The 15,127-nt window shown below is 63.4% G+C and carries 16 protein-coding genes; 5 read left to right on the top strand and 11 right to left on the bottom strand.

Annotation, left to right across the window (positions count from 1 at the left end; all coding sequences use genetic code 11):
- Positions 1–849: UDP-N-acetylglucosamine 4,6-dehydratase (inverting) (gene pseB / locus AC1P6P_RS02575; RefSeq protein WP_481400870.1), on the top strand; the 849-nt coding region annotated here is incomplete at its 5' end.
- On the top strand, positions 846–2,066 hold the full coding sequence (gene pseC, locus AC1P6P_RS02570; protein ID WP_481400869.1) for a UDP-4-amino-4,6-dideoxy-N-acetyl-beta-L-altrosamine transaminase: 1,221 nt from the start codon (positions 846–848) through the stop codon (positions 2,064–2,066). The genes pseB and pseC, both read left to right, overlap by 4 nt.
- 157 nt (positions 2,067–2,223) lie before the next feature.
- Here pseC and AC1P6P_RS02565 read toward each other — a convergent pair whose 3' ends face one another.
- From AC1P6P_RS02565 to flbT, 4 genes are all read right to left on the bottom strand, one after another.
- Positions 2,224–3,051: a flagellin gene (locus AC1P6P_RS02565; RefSeq protein ID WP_481400868.1), complete on the bottom strand. Its 828-nt coding sequence runs from the start codon at positions 3,049–3,051 to the stop codon at positions 2,224–2,226.
- 330 nt (positions 3,052–3,381) lie between these two features.
- Positions 3,382–4,209 (bottom strand): flagellin, encoded by an 828-nt coding sequence (locus AC1P6P_RS02560; protein ID WP_481400867.1) that lies wholly within the window; start codon positions 4,207–4,209, stop codon positions 3,382–3,384.
- Positions 4,210–4,439: 230 nt separating this feature from the next.
- Positions 4,440–4,790 (bottom strand): flagellar biosynthesis regulator FlaF, encoded by a 351-nt coding sequence (gene flaF / locus AC1P6P_RS02555; protein WP_481400866.1) that lies wholly within the window; start codon positions 4,788–4,790, stop codon positions 4,440–4,442.
- Complete coding sequence (gene flbT / locus AC1P6P_RS02550; protein WP_481400865.1) at positions 4,750–5,175, bottom strand: flagellar biosynthesis repressor FlbT; 426 nt, start codon at positions 5,173–5,175, stop codon at positions 4,750–4,752. Before flbT ends, flaF begins: the two co-directional genes overlap by 41 nt.
- 140 nt (positions 5,176–5,315) lie before the next feature.
- Here flbT and AC1P6P_RS02545 point away from each other — a divergent pair, with 140 nt between their 5' ends.
- Entirely contained in the window at positions 5,316–7,064 is a 1,749-nt protein-coding gene (locus AC1P6P_RS02545; RefSeq protein WP_481400864.1) for a tetratricopeptide repeat protein, read from the top strand.
- Here AC1P6P_RS02545 and AC1P6P_RS02540 read toward each other — a convergent pair whose 3' ends face one another.
- The 7 genes from AC1P6P_RS02540 to AC1P6P_RS02510 form a co-directional block, all read right to left on the bottom strand.
- A complete protein-coding gene (locus AC1P6P_RS02540) occupies positions 7,065–8,036 on the bottom strand; it encodes a transglutaminase family protein (protein ID WP_481400863.1) in 972 nt (323 codons plus the stop codon).
- On the bottom strand, positions 8,036–8,971 hold the full coding sequence (locus tag AC1P6P_RS02535) for an alpha-E domain-containing protein (protein WP_481400862.1): 936 nt from the start codon (positions 8,969–8,971) through the stop codon (positions 8,036–8,038). The genes AC1P6P_RS02540 and AC1P6P_RS02535 overlap by 1 nt, the downstream gene beginning before the upstream one ends.
- 250 nt (positions 8,972–9,221) lie before the next feature.
- Positions 9,222–10,706 (bottom strand): circularly permuted type 2 ATP-grasp protein, encoded by a 1,485-nt coding sequence (locus AC1P6P_RS02530; protein ID WP_481400861.1) that lies wholly within the window; start codon positions 10,704–10,706, stop codon positions 9,222–9,224.
- A gap of 117 nt (positions 10,707–10,823) precedes the next feature.
- Complete coding sequence (locus tag AC1P6P_RS02525; RefSeq protein WP_481400860.1) at positions 10,824–11,714, bottom strand: alpha/beta fold hydrolase; 891 nt, start codon at positions 11,712–11,714, stop codon at positions 10,824–10,826.
- Positions 11,715–11,736: 22 nt separating this feature from the next.
- The gene (locus AC1P6P_RS02520) at positions 11,737–12,450 is read right to left on the bottom strand and encodes a uroporphyrinogen-III synthase (RefSeq protein WP_481400859.1); all 714 of its coding nucleotides are present in this window, start codon (positions 12,448–12,450) and stop codon (positions 11,737–11,739) included.
- Complete coding sequence (locus AC1P6P_RS02515) at positions 12,451–12,771, bottom strand: phosphoribosyl-ATP diphosphatase (RefSeq protein WP_481400858.1); 321 nt, start codon at positions 12,769–12,771, stop codon at positions 12,451–12,453.
- Between the two features lie 5 nt (positions 12,772–12,776).
- Positions 12,777–13,232, bottom strand: coding sequence for a YybH family protein (locus tag AC1P6P_RS02510; RefSeq protein ID WP_481400857.1), 456 nt, complete (start codon positions 13,230–13,232; stop codon positions 12,777–12,779).
- Positions 13,233–13,407: 175 nt separating this feature from the next.
- Between AC1P6P_RS02510 and AC1P6P_RS02505 the strand changes: the two genes are divergently transcribed.
- Both AC1P6P_RS02505 and AC1P6P_RS02500 read left to right on the top strand, forming a co-directional pair.
- The gene (locus tag AC1P6P_RS02505) at positions 13,408–14,469 is read left to right on the top strand and encodes a hypothetical protein (RefSeq protein WP_481400856.1); all 1,062 of its coding nucleotides are present in this window, start codon (positions 13,408–13,410) and stop codon (positions 14,467–14,469) included.
- 108 nt (positions 14,470–14,577) lie between these two features.
- Positions 14,578–15,127, top strand: a 550-nt coding sequence (locus AC1P6P_RS02500) for a hypothetical protein (RefSeq protein ID WP_481400855.1), incomplete at its 3' end; no start/stop codon positions are given.

Here is a 15,127-nt window from a genome sequence, read left to right as displayed (position 1 = left end):
TTCCCGGCGGAGCAGTATCCCTGCATGCGCTTCTTCATCGGCGACGTGCGTGACCGCGACCGGCTCGACCTCGCCATGTCGAACGTCGATTACGTCGTGCACGCGGCGGCGCTGAAGCAGGTGCCGGCGGCCGAATACAATCCGTTCGAATGCATCCGCACCAACGTGCTCGGCGCCGAGAACGTCGTTTATGCCGCGCTGCGCCGCAACGTGAAGAAAGTGATCGCGCTTTCCACCGACAAGGCTGCCAATCCGGTCAATCTCTACGGCGCGTCGAAGCTCGCCTCCGACAAGATTTTCGTCGCCGCCAACAATCTCGCCGGCGCCGACGGCACCCGCTTCGCCGTAGTGCGCTATGGCAACGTGTTCGGCTCGCGCGGTTCAGTGGTGCCCTTCTTCAAGCAGCTTGCCGAATCAGGCGCCCAGGAACTGCCGATCACCGATGCGCGCATGACCCGCTTCTGGATCACCTTGACGCAAGGGGTGAATCTGGTGCTGTCGTCGATGGAGATGTCGAAGGGCGGCGAAATCTTCGTGCCCAAAATTCCCTCCACCACCATCACCGGGCTGGCGACGCTCTTGGGCCCGCAATTGTCGCAAAAAATCGTCGGTATCCGTCCCGGCGAGAAGCTGCACGAGACCATGATCCCGGCCGACGATGCCCATTGCACACTGGAAATGACGGATCGCTTCGTGATTCTGGCAAGCTTCGCCGCCGCCTTGCGCGAGGCCTATATCAATCGCGGTGCCAAGCCGGTGGCGGAAGGCTTCGCCTATTCGAGCGACAACAATCCCGAACAGCTCGATGCGCGCGGGCTGCAGCAGTTGCTCGCCCAGGCCTACACATGAGTGCGCCGGCGCCCAAACCCGCGGCGCTGCCGTTCCTGCCTTATGGCCGGCAGGTCATCGAGGATGACGATATCGCCGCGGTGACGGCGGCGCTGAAAAGCGACTATCTCACCACCGGCCCCCTGGTCGGCAAATTCGAAGCCGCGCTGGCAGGCGCCGTGCGCGCCGAACATGCCGTCGTCTGTTCCAACGGTACCGCCGCGCTCTATATCGCCGCCAAGGCGCTGGGGATCGGGCCGGGCACGAAAGTCGTGGTGCCGTCGATCACGTTTCTGGCTACCGCCAGCGCGCCGCATCTCGCTGGCGCCGAGATCGTGTTCGCCGACGTCGATCCCGATTCGGGGCTGATGCGGGCCGAGGATCTGGAGAAGGCGCTGGCGCGCTGCGGTCACGCCGATGCGGTGTTCAACGTCCATCTCAACGGCCAGGTCGGCGCGGTGGAGGCGATCCACGAAATCGCCCGCCGCCACGGCATGAAGATCGTCGACGATGGCTGCCATGCCCTCGGCACCGGCTATCGTCTCGGCGGCGCCGAAAAGATGGTCGGCGAAAACGCGCTCTCCGACATGACGGTGTTCTCGTTCCATCCGGTCAAGACCGTGACCATGGGCGAAGGCGGCGCAGTCACCACCAACAATGCCGAGCTTGCCGGCGCGCTTGCCCGTCACCGCAATCATGGCATGACGCGCAACCCCAGCGAGTTCGCCAATGCCGTCGACGGCTTTGCCGCGTCCGGCCATGCCAATCCCTGGTATTACGAGCTGATCGAGCCCGGATTCAACTGGCGCGCCACCGACATCCAGTGTGCGCTCGGCCTCACCCAGCTGGCCAAACTGACGCGTTTCGGCGCCCGGCGACGGGCCTTGGCGGCAGCCTATGATTCCGTGCTCGCACCCTTAGCGCCGGCGTTGAAACCGATCGCGCACACCGATTGCCTGCCAACGCTGCACCTCTATCCGGTACTGATCGACTTCAAGGCCTGCGGCCTGACGCGGTCCGACGTGATGGCGCATCTGGCCGAGGAAGGCATCGGCAGCCAGGTGCATTACTATCCGGTGCATCGCCAACGCTATTACGCCGAACGTTACGGCCACGGTGATCTGCCCGGCGCCGAGCGCTATTACGCGCGCTGCCTCAGCCTGCCGTTCTACGCCGCGATGGTGCTGAGCGACGTGATGCGGGTGGGCGAAACGCTGCGCCGCGTCCTGCATCTCTGACGCTTTTTCGCGTCCGTCACAAAGAAACGGCGGCCGGGTGGACTTCCCGGCCGCCTTTCTTTTGAACCCCAAACCCACGCCCCGGGGAAGGAGACATTTGCCTCCATTCGACGGTAGGAAGGCGGCGGACGCCAAGCGCCCACCGCCCTATGATGGCTTACTGGAACAGCGACAGCACGATCTGCGGCGACGAATTGGCGATCGACAGAGCCTGGACGCCCAGCTGCTGCTTGGTCTGCAGCGAGGTGAGCTTGGCGCTTTCTTCGGCCATGTTGGCGTCGACGAGATTGCCGATGCCGCTGGTCAGCGTATCGGACAGCTTCTGCACGAACCCGAGCTGGATCGAATACTTCTTCGCACCAGCCGAGAACGTCGCCAGCACCTTGTTGACGTTGGTCAGCGAGGTTTGGACAGTCGACACCATCGTCGAGGCAGCAGCCTGCGTCGAGATGTTGCCGGCAGAGCCGACGGTCACGTTCGAACCGCCGAGCGCCAAGCTCGCGGCCTGAACCGTGATCTTCTTCGAACCATCGTTCGAAGCCAGCGCGGTGATGTCGGAAGCGCCGGACTTGATCAGGTTGAAACCGTTGAACGAAGCGTTGTCGACGATCGTCTGGATCTGATCGCGCAGAGCGGTGAAGTCGTTGTTCAGTGCCGCGCGCGACGCCGTGTCGATCGACTTGTCGGAGGCCGAAAGGGCCTTCGCCTTCATCTGGATCAGCAGGTCGGAGACCGACTGACCGGCCGACATCCCAACGTCCACGGCGGAAATGCCGCGGTTCAAGCTGTCGGAAACGGCGCCGTAAGCGGCCACGGTGCCGCGCATGTTCTGGGCGATGGCGTAAGTGGCGCCGTCGTCCTTTGCAGACGCGACTTTATAGCCGGTGCTGATGGCCGTTTGGGTTTGGGACATGTTCGCCTGCGTCTGCGAGAGATACTGCAGGGCGGTCATCGCACCATTGTTGGTGTTGACGCTAAGAGTCATTGTACTTGCCTCCGTTCTGGCGTTTTTCACACGAGCATTTTGCTCAGAGGGGCCTTTTGCCCCGCAGGACCTTCTCGCAAGCGCCGTGCCGGTGAGTGCTTAAGCACATGGTAACCGCGTTTTTGGCCGCATTGCCTACAAACTCGCGAACCCTGGTCGCTGAGCGCGGCCGTGATTGCCGGGCACTTCTTGCCGCGGGCCGGCAGATTTTGCCGGGGTCGGGCATATCTTGCCGATGCGAAAGTGGAGCGGCACGCGCCACGGCGGGCACAAAAGGAACGGCGCGGGACTTGCGCCCCGCGCCGCGTTTCCCTTGCCCCATGGATGTTTTTACTGGAACAGCGACAGGATCGTCTGCGGCGAAGAATTGGCGATCGACAACGCCTGCACGCCAAGCTGCTGCTTGGTCTGCAAGGCGGTGAGTTTCGCGCTTTCCTCGGCCATGTTCGCGTCCACCAAATTGCCGATGCCGCTGGTCAGCGTATCGGACAGCTTCGAGGTGAAATCGAGCTGGATCGAATACTTCTTGGCGCCGGCCGACAGCGTGGCCAGCACCTTGTTGACGTTGGTCAGGGCCGTCTGGACCGATCCCACCATCGTCGACGCCGAAGCCTGGGTCGAGATGTTGCCGGTGGAGCCGATGCCGGTCATGTTGGTGCCGCTAAGCGACAGATCCTGGGCGGCGACCGTGATCTTTTTGGCGCCGTCGGTGGACGCCAGCGCGGTGATATCGGTAGCGCCGGACTTGATCAGGTTGTAGCCGTTGAACGAGGCGTTATCGACGATCGACTGGATCTGGTCGCGCAGCGCGGTGAAGTCGTTGTTCAAGGCTGCACGCGACGCCGTGTCGATCGATTTGTCGGAGGCCGAAAGAGCCTTCGCCTTCATCTGGATCAACAAATCGGAAATCGACTGACCCGCGCTCATCGCCACGTCGACCGTGGAAATGCCGCGATTGAGGCTGTCCGACACGGCCTGGTAGGCCGCAACGGAGCCACGCATGTTCTGGGCAATGGCGTAGGTGGCGCCATCATCCTTGGCGGAAGCGACTTTCAGGCCCGTGCTGATCGCCGACTGAGTCTGCGACATCTCGCCTTGAGTCTTGGTAAGGTACTGCAGCGCAGTCATTGCGCCGGTGTTGGTGTTGACGCTCAGCATAGTGTGTTCTCCACTTCCGTCGTTGGGACGGCGGTTTTTCCATGAGGCTTTCCGCCCCGCCTCCCCTTCGCAACCGCCGTGCCAGCGCGGAAAATGCGCCAAATCCTCATTTTACTGGGAAAACCGGTGACGGGCCGCAGCGGCGCAATGGTAAATTCTTGCCGATGGGCAAAAAAGAAGAGGCCGGAGTTGCCTCCGGCCCCATCAAAACGCGCGAGCATGTCGCGATGTCAGGCCGCGCCCTGCAGCCCCTGCATTATCGAGCGATTGATCTCGATCAAGGGATCGATCGGCGCGTTGTTGCGCATCACGTCCTTGGAATAGCGGGTAACGAACAGCGAAAGCGAGACGATGTTGGCTCGCAAGCCGTCAGGCAACTTGTTGTGGTCGTCGAGGCAATCGGCCGCCAACAGACGCCACATCTTGCGATTCCAGTCGATGGCTTCGCAAAGCGGACCACCGGTGCGCTTTTCGCGCTGGGCGGTGATCAGGGCGCCGGTTACCTGGCCGAACAGCCGGTACTCGGTTTCGCGTGGATTCTCAGTAATTTGCTGCGTGTTTTGATACGCTTTGAGGGTCATAACTCAGCCGCTCCCGTTCGAAGTCGAACAATTTCCTGCATTGCATAAGAGCCCGGTAGTAGGAACCGCTCATTACATCCCGGCTGATCTCGACGCACATGGCCAGGGCTTCGCGATTTTTGATCGCGCCCATGAACTCGGTCATGCGCAGGGCAAAATCATCGTAGTATTGGTCGCTTCCGTCCGGATCCAGGTACAGCATCATGATCGGAAGATAGATCCGCCTTGCGGGCGTGGTCGCATCGTCCGGCTGCATGATGTCTTTCTCACGCAAAAGGCATGCCTTGTTCTGCACGATCAGGGTGGCGCGCTTTTCACCGTTGGTGATAACGGCGCCGTTGATGACGAATTTTTCGCCCGGTTTGAGGGAAAGCTTCAGAGGCATCCATGACTCCCTTGGCAGGTGCTGGCGATATTAGGTTGGCCAGGGTTAAGAATTTCTGTTCGAACTCGAGCAACCGCGTTCACCACCGCTTAAGTAAAATGCGGCTCTTATTTGCCTGGAATTCCTGAGACCTTTCGCGGATGGCCAACGTTGCACCCGCCCCCGGCATAGCCCGTCTGTCCGGGATCGACGCCAAGCTCGAGGCGCTCGCCAAGCTCGAGGCCCTGTCGGAAGAGCTGAACGCCGAGGTCACACGCGGCAAGTCCGACCGCTATGTGCGCCGTGCCGCCCGCGCCTGGCGCAATGGCGACATTGCCGCCGCCGGCCGCGCCGCGATGCGCGCCACCGAGGTCGACGACACCAATCCCAAGGCCTTCCATCTGCTTGCCATGTATCTCGAGCGCATGGGCCACATGCATAAGGCCCTCGTCACCTACGAGCGCGCCTTCCAACTCGATCCCCACGATCCCGAGCTTCTCATCAATCTCGGCCTGCTCGCCTGGAACCTCAAGTTCCGCGACGGCGCCGCCGAGATGTTCCGGCTCTACACCATCGCCAATCCCGATTCCCCGCTCGGCTACAACAATCTCGGCACCGTACAGAGCGAGATGGGCAACCGCGACGGCGCCATCGAGACCTTGCGCACCGCTCTGATGCGGATGCCGACTGAGGCCATCCTGTGGAATTCGCTGGCCACCGTGCTCGCCGAGGCCGGCCGCGCCGAGGAGAGCCTCGTCTTCTATCAGGAAGCCATCCGGCTCAATCCGTCGTTCTCGCGCTTCTATCACAATCTCGGCTATGCCTATCAGCACCTTGGTCGCCTCGACGACGCCAAGGATGTCTACGACAAGGCGCTCGAACTGGTGGTCGATCCGGCTGAAATCCGCGAGACCCATCATTCGCGCAGCCTTTGCCTGATCGGCCTCGGCCAGCTTGAGGAAGGCTTCCGCGCCCATGAATGCCGCCGCGACGAACAATTTCGCGCCTACGTCCATCACATGATCGACGCGCCCTACTGGAGCGGCGAGGCGGTGGACGGCAAGCGCGTGCTGATCGTCGCCGAACAGGGTTTGGGCGACGAGATCATGTTCGCCGAATACCTGTCGGACGTGCAGCGCCTGGTCGGGCCGAACGGGAAATTGCAGATCGCAGTCGATCCGCGGCTGGTCAGCCTGTTCGAGCGCTCCTGGCCCGAGGCCGAGGTCGGGCCTTACGAGGACCGAACCTTCGTCGACAAGGACGGCGACAAGCATTTGCGCTTCGTGCCGTTCGCGACCACCGGCCGCCAGCCCGATTATTATGCCTGGATGGCGAGCCCGCTCGGCTGGCTGCGCAAAAGCCTCGCCGATTTCCGCCACGAGCCGTTCCTGAAACCCGATCCGGCGCGGGTGGAAGAGTTCCGCGATCGCCTTGCCGGTCCGGGGTTGAAGGTCGGCATCTGCTGGCGCTCGATGTTCATCGACGTCAAGCGCGCCAAGTATTTTTCGCCGCTCGACAGCTGGGGACCGCTGCTGAGGACGCCGGGCGTGCGCTTCATCAACATGCAATACGGCGATTGCGCCGACGAACTGAAGCGCGCCGAAGAGCTGAGCGGGGTCAAGATCGAAGTGCTGGACGGGCTCGATCTCAAGGACGATCTCGAAGGGGCCGCCGCCGCCTCGGCCGCGCTCGATATGATGATCGCCGCTCCGACCGCCTCGGCCGCCATCGCCGGTGCGGTCGGCACCGAAACCTGGTTCCTGCTCGCGGGCGGACGCGCCTGGCCGCAACTCGGCAGCGACGCCTATCCTTGGTATCGCAAGACGCGCTGTTTCTGTCCGCCGTCGTTCGGCGCCTGGGATGCGCTGATGCCGCAATTGGCCGAGGAACTCGCCCGCCTCAGAGGCTGATCACTGCTGCTGTTGCTGTTGCTGCTGGTGATACAGGTGCTGCGGCATGGACGGGGTCGGCTGCGGCGTCGCCATCGGACGGGCGACGCGCAAAAAATCCTCGTGGCGTACCGGCGCCTGGGTCGGCTCGACTGAGACCGCGATGGCAAGCTCGCTTTCGGCCTGGCCCTTGAAGGTGCCGCGTGTCGGCGGCACGTCGGCATAATCGCGGCCGACCGCGGCACGGATATGGCGTTCGTCGGCGAGAACATTGTTGGTCGGATCGAAACCGACCCAGCCGAGACTCGGCAGATAGCATTCGATCCAGGCGTGGGTAGCGTCGGGGCCGGAACGATCCTGTGCCTTGGGGCGGTGATAGAGATAGCCCGAGACATAGCGCGCCGGGATGCCCCATAGCCGCGAAATCGTGATCATGATGTGAGCGAAGTCCTGGCAGACGCCGCGGTTTTCGCTGAGCGCATGATCGATCGGCGAATCGGCCTGGGTGACGCCGGATTCGTATTCGAACGCCGCGTTGATGGTGCTGTTGAGGGTGATCAGCGCCGACAGCGGATCTCCCGCCGGTTTGGTGAGCCCTTTGTCCGCCATGAAGGCCGTCAGCGCCGGCGTCGGAATGGCAAAGCGCGACGGCTCCAACAGATCGAAATGGTCGTGGGTCAGGTTGTAGGCATTGAAGCGCTCCCACTCCAAGGTATCGAGCGCCGGCGGCAACGGCGGCATCCGCGCGATCTCGATCACCGCCTGGGCGTCGATCCTGAGCTCGCCATGCTCCTTAAGGACGTTGAAATGATAGACCGCGTTGCCGAAATGATCGGTGTAGGCATAGAGCTGGCTGCGCGGATTGGTGGTGATCTGGAACGAGCGCAGCATCTGCGGCCCTTCCGAGCGCGGCTGCATGCGGATTTCCATGATGCTCTCGCGCACCGGCGACGAATAGCGGAAGCGGGTGATGTGGCGGATGGAATAGAACATCAGAGTACCGTCTCCGCGCCGTAAGCGATATAGGCGGCATAGACCGCGTCGTGAATTTTCTCGCACTGTCTGGCGATGTCGCCGAGGAAACGGTCGATCGAACCGCTCATCAGTTCTTCGATCTGGGTGAAATCGGCCGACGCCTTGAGCCGTCCGGCGAGGCGTTCCACGTCAGCGCGACGGCCTGGCGGCGCGCCCGGCGCGACATGGATCAGCGCCTCGCCGACGCGGTCGACCGAAAACCGCACCGAATGCGGAAACTCGGCATTGAACAGCAGGAACTCGGCGATCTTCTCGGGCTGGATGGTGGCGGTGTAGACCTTGCAGTAGGGCTCGAACGCCGAGCAGTATTTGAGCAGCACCAGCCAGTCGAAATAATTCGGGTCCGAGGCGATGGCGGCGCGGGCTGCACCGAAGTGCAGATCCAGCAGCCGGCAGATCAGCTGGGCGCGCTCGATGTGCTTGCCGAGTTCGAGGAAGTACCAGCCCTCGCCGTGGCTCAAGGTCGAATAGGTGACGCCGCCGAGCGCGTGCAGATCCTGCAGGATGTCGCGGAACAGCACCGACGGGCTCGCGCTCGCCGACAGATCGCGCAGCTTGAGATAGAGCCGGTTGAGGTTTTCCCACACTTCCACGGTGAGCTGCTCGCGCACCTGACGGGCATTGTCGCGGGCGAAACTCAGCGACGACACCAGCGAAGTGCCGTTCGCCCGGTCGAAGGCGATGTGCTGGGTGATGGCGAGCGCATCGGCATCGGCGACCGGCTCGTGCTCTTCGGACACCGCCGCCAAAACACGCCCCCACGCCGCTTCCGCGTCTTCCGGCGACTGTTCGGCGGTAGCCTCAAGCTTGACGGCGAGCAGACGCGCAATGTGCTCGGCGCGCTCGAGATAGCGGCTCATCCAATAAAGGCTGTCGGCGACCCGGCTCAGCATGGTGTCGGCCTTCGCAGCAAAATGTATGCGTCACCCTGAGGTGCACGGCGCCGACGTGATGGTCTCGAGGAGGCTCGCTCTTTGGGGGCGCCGGGCCGCGAAGGGCGACGCGCGGTGGTGACGACGTGCTCGAACGGCGTGCGTGCTTCGCGGCTTTGCGCCCTCGAGCGACTTTGATATTCGCCAGCAGCGTGCGGCGCAAAGCACCTCAGCATGACGAGGGCGCGCGAGCCGCGGAAAGCGACAGTCCTCATTGGCTCAGCACCCAGGTGTCTTTTGAGCCGCCGCCCTGGCTGGAATTGACCACCAGGCTGCCGCGCCTGAGCGCGACGCGGGTCAAGGCGCCGGGCACGATCACGGTCTTGTCGGCGTGGAGAATGAACGGCCTGAGATCGACGTGACGCGGCTCGACCTCGCCATCGACAAAGGTCGGCGCGGTGGAGAGCTGGATGGTCGGCTGGGCGATATAGTTTTCGGGATCGGCCTTCACTTTGTCGGCAAAGGCGTTGCGCTCAGCTTTGCTCGCATGCATGCCGACCAGCATGCCGTAGCCGCCGGATTCGCCAACCGCCTTGACGACCAGTTTGTCGAGATTGGCGAGCACATGCGACAGGGCCTTCGGCTCGCGGCAGAGGAAGGTCTCGACATTGCCGAGGATCGGTTCTTCCGAGAGATAGTAGCGGATCAGGCGGGGCACATAGGCATAGACCGCCTTGTCGTCGGCGACGCCGGTCCCCAGCGCATTGGCGATCATGACATTGCCGGCGCGATAGGCGTTGAATAGGCCCGACACCCCCAGCGCCGAATCCTCACGGAAGATCAACGGATCGACGAAATCGTCATCGATGCGCCGGTAGATCACGTCGATGCGTTTGAGGCCTGAGGTGGTGCGGGCATAGACGACGTTGTCGTTGACCAGCAGGTCGCGCCCTTCCACCAACTCGACGCCCATTTGGCGGGCGAGGAAGGCATGCTCGAAATAGGCCGAATTGAAAACGCCCGGCGTCAGCACCGCGATGGAAACGTCCTCGCGCACCGGCGTCAGCGCCCGGAGCGTCGCCAGAAGTTCACGCGGATAGTGATCGACCGGGCGGACACCCTGGCCGCGGAAGAGATCGGGAAAAGCCCGCCGCACCACGTCGCGATTGGCCAGCATGTAGGAGACGCCGGAAGGAACCCGTAAGTTGTCTTCCAGGACGACGTATTCGCCCTTTTCGTTGCGCACCAGGTCGGAGCCGCAGACATTGACGTAGGCATCGTGCGGCACCGGCAGGCCACGCATTTCGCGACGATAATGCTTGGAGCCGTAGATCATCGAGCGCGGCACCAGCCCGTCCTTCAACACGCGCCCGTCGGTATAGATGTCCTTGAGGAAGAGATTGAGCGCGGCGATGCGCTGTTTCAGCCCGGCTTCGATCTTGTCCCATTCGGGCGCGGTGACGATGCGCGGGAAGAGGTCGGTGGGGAAAATGCGCTCGGTCGCCTGCTTGTCGGAATAGACGGTGAAGGTGATGCCCTGATGCAGGAAACTGGTTTCGCAGGCCTGCTGGCGGCGCATCAGTTCGGCCGGCGGCAGACTGGTCAGGCTGTCGGCCAGCGCGGCGTATTGCGGCCGGACCGAGCCGTCGGCAGTGAACATTTCGTCATAGGCAGCGCCCAGACGATAGGCGGCAAACGGCGGCTGGCCGGCTTGCGGCAGCAACACAGGATCAGGAAGCGACAGGGCCGATGACATAGCCGAATTTGACCGCCCGATGACATGGTTCGTCAAGCAGCACGCTGCCGAAACGGTGGGCGCCTGCCGCCCGGGAATGCAGCAGACCTTACAAACCGTGCCCGTTTTCTGGTCGTTTTACTTTTGTGCGGCAACATGGGCGTCGAGGAAGCTCCGCGCGTCGGCAAGCGAGGCCTCGGGCGCATCGAGCATCGCGACATGGCCGGCGCCGGGATAAACGATCAAATGCGATCCCGGAATGGCCTTTTGCCAGGCGTGCGCGGCGGCAAGCGGAATCAGCCGATCGTTTGCGCCCCATAAGATCAGGACCGGCGCCTTGATCGCTCCGACATGGTCCCAGACGAAAGGATCGTCCTTAAGGCGGAAGTGCGCCGTCATCGCCTCGTCCATGCCATCCATGGCCCGGAACGGATAATGTCCGTCGACGACACGGCGCAGCATCAGCCGACTGACCAGCGGCACATGGGCGGCGTAATAGATCAGATGCAGCCGCGGCCGCGTTTCGGTCCGCACGCCGGCTGCATCGATCAGGACCACGGCGGTGACGCGATCGGGCATGGTCTCGGCCAGTCGCGCCGCCACCGCGCCGCCAAGCGAATTGCCGGCCAGCGCAAACCGTTTGAGTCCGAGCTGGTCGGCGACCGCACCGACCGTCGCGGCGAGTGCGGCTTGCGAATAATCGCCCGAAGGCACCGGTCCGGTGAGGCCGTTGCCGGGCAGATCGATGGTCACGACGCGATAATGCTGCACGAGTGCCAGCGACCACTTTTCCCATACGAACAGCGAACCGGCGAAGCCGTGCAGCAGGATCACCGCCGGGGCGTCGCGCCGGCCGCGGTCGCGAATATGAACGCGCGCCCCGTCGGCCAGGGTCAGAAATTGCGACGGTGCCGTCGCGTATTGCTTTTCCAGCACGGCCCGCGGCACGACCGGTGCCCGCCCCAGCCACCATAGCCCCGCGACGGCCACCGCGAGCACGGCGGACATGACGGCGATCCACTTGCGCATAAAGCCCCCCGGGTGAAAGGCGTCAGGTCGCGGCGCGTTCCACCGCTTCGAGCATGGCGTGCTGGTTGGGACGGTCCGCCACCAGCACTTGGCGGAAGACGAGCGGTTCGAGGGCGGCGGCGGTGGCCGAACTGATGCACACCGCGGCGATGGCGCGGCAGGCCTCGCTCAGTCCGGCGCGGATGACGCAATCGCGCAGCGCCATCGCCGAGCGCGGCGAGAACACCACGGTGGCATCAAGGCTGTGGTGCAGCAGCGCCTCGCGCGCGACATCGGGCAATTTGTGGATCGCCACCACCTCGTAGAGCACCATCACGTCGACGGTGTAGCCCTCTTCGGCGAGCAGCGTTTTCAGCTGGCCTTCATTGTCGGCGCTGGCGGCGTGGAGCAGCACGCCCGCTTCCGGCTTGACCCACTCGAGCACTTTTTCGGCCAGCGTGGAGGCATCGCCGTCGGCGCATTCGACCTGCTTGAACCCGGCCTTGGCGGCGGCATCGGCGGTTTGCGGGCCGACCGCGAAAATCCGCAAATCGCGCCGCGCGGTGCGGCAGGCAAAGGCGCGGATGCCGTTGGCGCTAGTGGCGACGATGGCGCTGATGCCTTCGAATTTCGGTTCGGGCCCTTCGAAGAAGCGCACCGACAGCAGCGCGGCGCAAAGCGGCTGATGGCCGTGGACCTGCAACAGTTCGGCGAGGCGGGCCGCATCCTCCTGCGGACGGGTGATCAGTATGCGCATTTATTTGATTCTAGATGCCTTCTCTTCCAAGCCCGACTGGCCTTCGCGGGCGGCGAGCGTTTGCCAAACCTGTTCGGGTTCGACGCCGCACGCGGCCCACAGCACCAACAGATGGTACAGCGCATCGGCGGATTCGGCGACCAGCGCCGACGGGTTGCCGCCGGCCGCGGCGAGCACGGTTTCCACCGCCTCTTCGCCGAATTTCTTGGCGCAGCGCTCGACCCCGTCGGCAAGGAGTTTGGCGGTATAGGATTGTTTCGGATCGGCGCCCCGGCGGGCGGCAATGGTCGCAAACAGTCGGTCGAGCGGATGATCCATCATGCCCTTCACTTGGTCTTGTCGGCGCCGCCGATATCGAGGCAGACTTTGTAGCTACCATCGCTCTGCCGTCGCCACGCGGTGACATAATAGCCCGTCAGACGGAGGCTGGTGCCATCCGGCTTGGGCGCGGTGAATACCCAGCTGCCGCGCGTCCAGCCGAGACTGCCGTCGGCGGAAGCGTCCGCATCGGTTGGCACCCATTCCAGACGCTGCGAGGGATAGGTCGGATCGGCGGCTTCTTCGGCGGCAAAAAATGCGGCGACCGCCGGCCTGCCGAGCAGCGGCGGATGATTGCCCTGGAACAGGCGCACATCGTCGGTGACATACGCGAGGAACGCGGCGTGGGCGCCGTGGGCAACACTGACAGCGGCGAAGGCCCGGTCGGCGGCAATGATGTCGTCCTTGGGCGCGGCACCGGCGGCGGTGGCGGCCACGAGGAACCAAGCCGGCAGACTGCGCATCGTCGTCTCTCACCCTTCAATTGTGGCGGGTTGCCGCCACGTTTGCCCCAAATACGTCTCAGAGCGCGAACAATCCGGCCTCAAACAAGCAGTTAACTCTGTCAACGAGGCTTATTTCTCGCGCCAGCGTACCCGACCCAGCGTACTCAACAAAGTGTAGCAATGGGGGAATGCCATGGCCAGAACTGCCGCCCAGCCGAAAAGTCGGAAATCCCTTTCACGCGATCTGTTGCACGGGCTCAGTCCGGAAGAATTCGACGCCGAAGCCCAAAAGCTTGCCGACATGGGGGCGCTGACGCCGGCGGCCCGCGACCGGCTCCGGGCTCAGCTCATCGAGCGTCTCAAAACCCCTGTGGATAAGCCGAGTTGGGGGCCCGACTGGCGCAACAAAGGCGAAAAAGTCGCCGGCTACAATCAGACTTTGGAACTGTCGCGCGACAAGAAGAAAAAAGCCGAGGCCGCCGAAGAAGATGCGGATGGAGACGGCATTCCCGATGCCGACGAGGCGATCATCGCCCGCAACATGGAGAAGAGCCGCCAGGTGGCGCATTACAAGCCGCTTTATATGGCGGCGGCACTGCTGTCGCTCGTCGTCGTGCTGAGCTCGATGTTCGTCGACTATCACATCATCCGCGAAGTGTGGACGCGGGCGCTCGCCAACGAGTTCATGGTGGTGCCGCCGGCGCTGCAGGCGTCGGTGGTGTTCAAGTCGCTGCAGGTCGTGTTCGCGGTCCTGATCGTTCACTTCATGCTCAAGATCACCGGCGCCTACGGCCGCAACACCATGATCGCTGCTTCGTTCGTGCTGGCGATTCTGATGATTTCGGGGCTCGGCTATCTCGTCGCCTACAACAACATGGAAGGCGGCACCGCCACCGCGCGCGAGCAGGTCGCCCAGCCGCAAAACAATAACGACTCGATCCAGCAGCTGTTCGCCGCCGATGCCGGCGTGCAAAAGGCGTCGATGACGACAACCCCGGTGGCAGCGCAGACCCACAATGACGGCGTTTCGCTCGGATTGCCGAAACTGTCGGATACCTCGCTCGCCCATGCCGACAAATGGTTCTGGCTGGCGTTTGCCAGCGTCGTGTTCTTCATCGTGACGACGGTTGCGGCGCTCTACATGCAGACCTTGGAGAACAACATCCGCAACTATCACATCGCCAAGGACTACAAGCAGCGGCGCTCCGATTTCGCTCTGCTCCACCTGCTCGACGCCTCCGCAGCGCGGGCCTGACCTTAAGGAAGACCGTTATGGGCCGCTATCGCGTGCCGGCGTCCTCGATTACAGTTTGGCCCGTCTCCCGGCGCTGAACGGGAGTGCACCATGACACTGGGGGCGATCATGCGGGGGTTGGTTCTGGGCATCGTCACGGCGGTGGCGCTGGTGGCGGGCGGGGCGATGGCGGTGGAAGCCTCGCGGGCGGCTTCGGCCTATGACCAGAACACGCTGCATCCCGAGCGAATCGTCATCGGGCTCGATTTGTCGAAATCCAATCCCTTGATCGACAATCCCGCCTTCGCGGCGCGCGTCGCCCAGCGCATTGCCGGCATCGTCGGCCGGCTGGGCATGGCCTCGGAAGTCCATATCCGCACCTTCGGCAGCTATGATCCCGAATCCAACAGCTTTGCCTATGACACAGTGATCTCGGTCCGGGCCCGCCCCGAGCAGGTCGCGGCCGAGGTCGAACGGCTGATCGCGGGCACCCCGCGGTTGGTCGCGTCCGGCCGATGGCGTTCGCAGCAGAAAACCAACATCCTCGCGTTCCTCGACAATTCGGTCCGGGCGATGGGCTGTGGCGGGATGCCGACCACCGTGATCCTGGCCAGCGACGGGATCGAGGATTCCGAATACGCCCGCCTCACCCATGGCGACGGCCTGCCGCCACCCGACC

The organism is Rhizomicrobium sp., assembly GCF_056722145.1.
The sequence above is the reverse complement of the archived record's forward strand: the minus strand, read 5'-3'. Positions and strand labels throughout refer to the sequence as shown.

What these genes read in the sequence shown, in the direction of transcription:
- AC1P6P_RS02515 (WP_481400858.1), bottom strand. Translation starts at nt 12,771, where the DNA reads ATGATGGATCATCCGCTCGACCGACTGTTTGCGACCATTGCCGCCCGC.
- AC1P6P_RS02510 (WP_481400857.1), bottom strand. Translation starts at nt 13,232, where the DNA reads ATGCGCAGTCTGCCGGCTTGGTTCCTCGTGGCCGCCACCGCCGCCGGT.
- AC1P6P_RS02535 (WP_481400862.1), bottom strand. Translation starts at nt 8,971, where the DNA reads ATGCTGAGCCGGGTCGCCGACAGCCTTTATTGGATGAGCCGCTATCTC.
- flaF (WP_481400866.1), bottom strand. Translation starts at nt 4,790, where the DNA reads ATGACCCTCAAAGCGTATCAAAACACGCAGCAAATTACTGAGAATCCA.
- AC1P6P_RS02525 (WP_481400860.1), bottom strand. Translation starts at nt 11,714, where the DNA reads ATGCGCAAGTGGATCGCCGTCATGTCCGCCGTGCTCGCGGTGGCCGTC.
- AC1P6P_RS02565 (WP_481400868.1), bottom strand. Translation starts at nt 3,051, where the DNA reads ATGACTCTTAGCGTCAACACCAACAATGGTGCGATGACCGCCCTGCAG.
- AC1P6P_RS02540 (WP_481400863.1), bottom strand. Translation starts at nt 8,036, where the DNA reads ATGTTCTATTCCATCCGCCACATCACCCGCTTCCGCTATTCGTCGCCG.
- AC1P6P_RS02545 (WP_481400864.1), top strand. Translation starts at nt 5,316, where the DNA reads ATGGCCAACGTTGCACCCGCCCCCGGCATAGCCCGTCTGTCCGGGATC.
- pseC (WP_481400869.1), top strand. Translation starts at nt 846, where the DNA reads ATGAGTGCGCCGGCGCCCAAACCCGCGGCGCTGCCGTTCCTGCCTTAT.
- flbT (WP_481400865.1), bottom strand. Translation starts at nt 5,175, where the DNA reads ATGCCTCTGAAGCTTTCCCTCAAACCGGGCGAAAAATTCGTCATCAAC.
- AC1P6P_RS02520 (WP_481400859.1), bottom strand. Translation starts at nt 12,450, where the DNA reads ATGCGCATACTGATCACCCGTCCGCAGGAGGATGCGGCCCGCCTCGCC.
- AC1P6P_RS02560 (WP_481400867.1), bottom strand. Translation starts at nt 4,209, where the DNA reads ATGCTGAGCGTCAACACCAACACCGGCGCAATGACTGCGCTGCAGTAC.
- AC1P6P_RS02530 (WP_481400861.1), bottom strand. Translation starts at nt 10,706, where the DNA reads ATGTCATCGGCCCTGTCGCTTCCTGATCCTGTGTTGCTGCCGCAAGCC.
- AC1P6P_RS02505 (WP_481400856.1), top strand. Translation starts at nt 13,408, where the DNA reads ATGGCCAGAACTGCCGCCCAGCCGAAAAGTCGGAAATCCCTTTCACGC.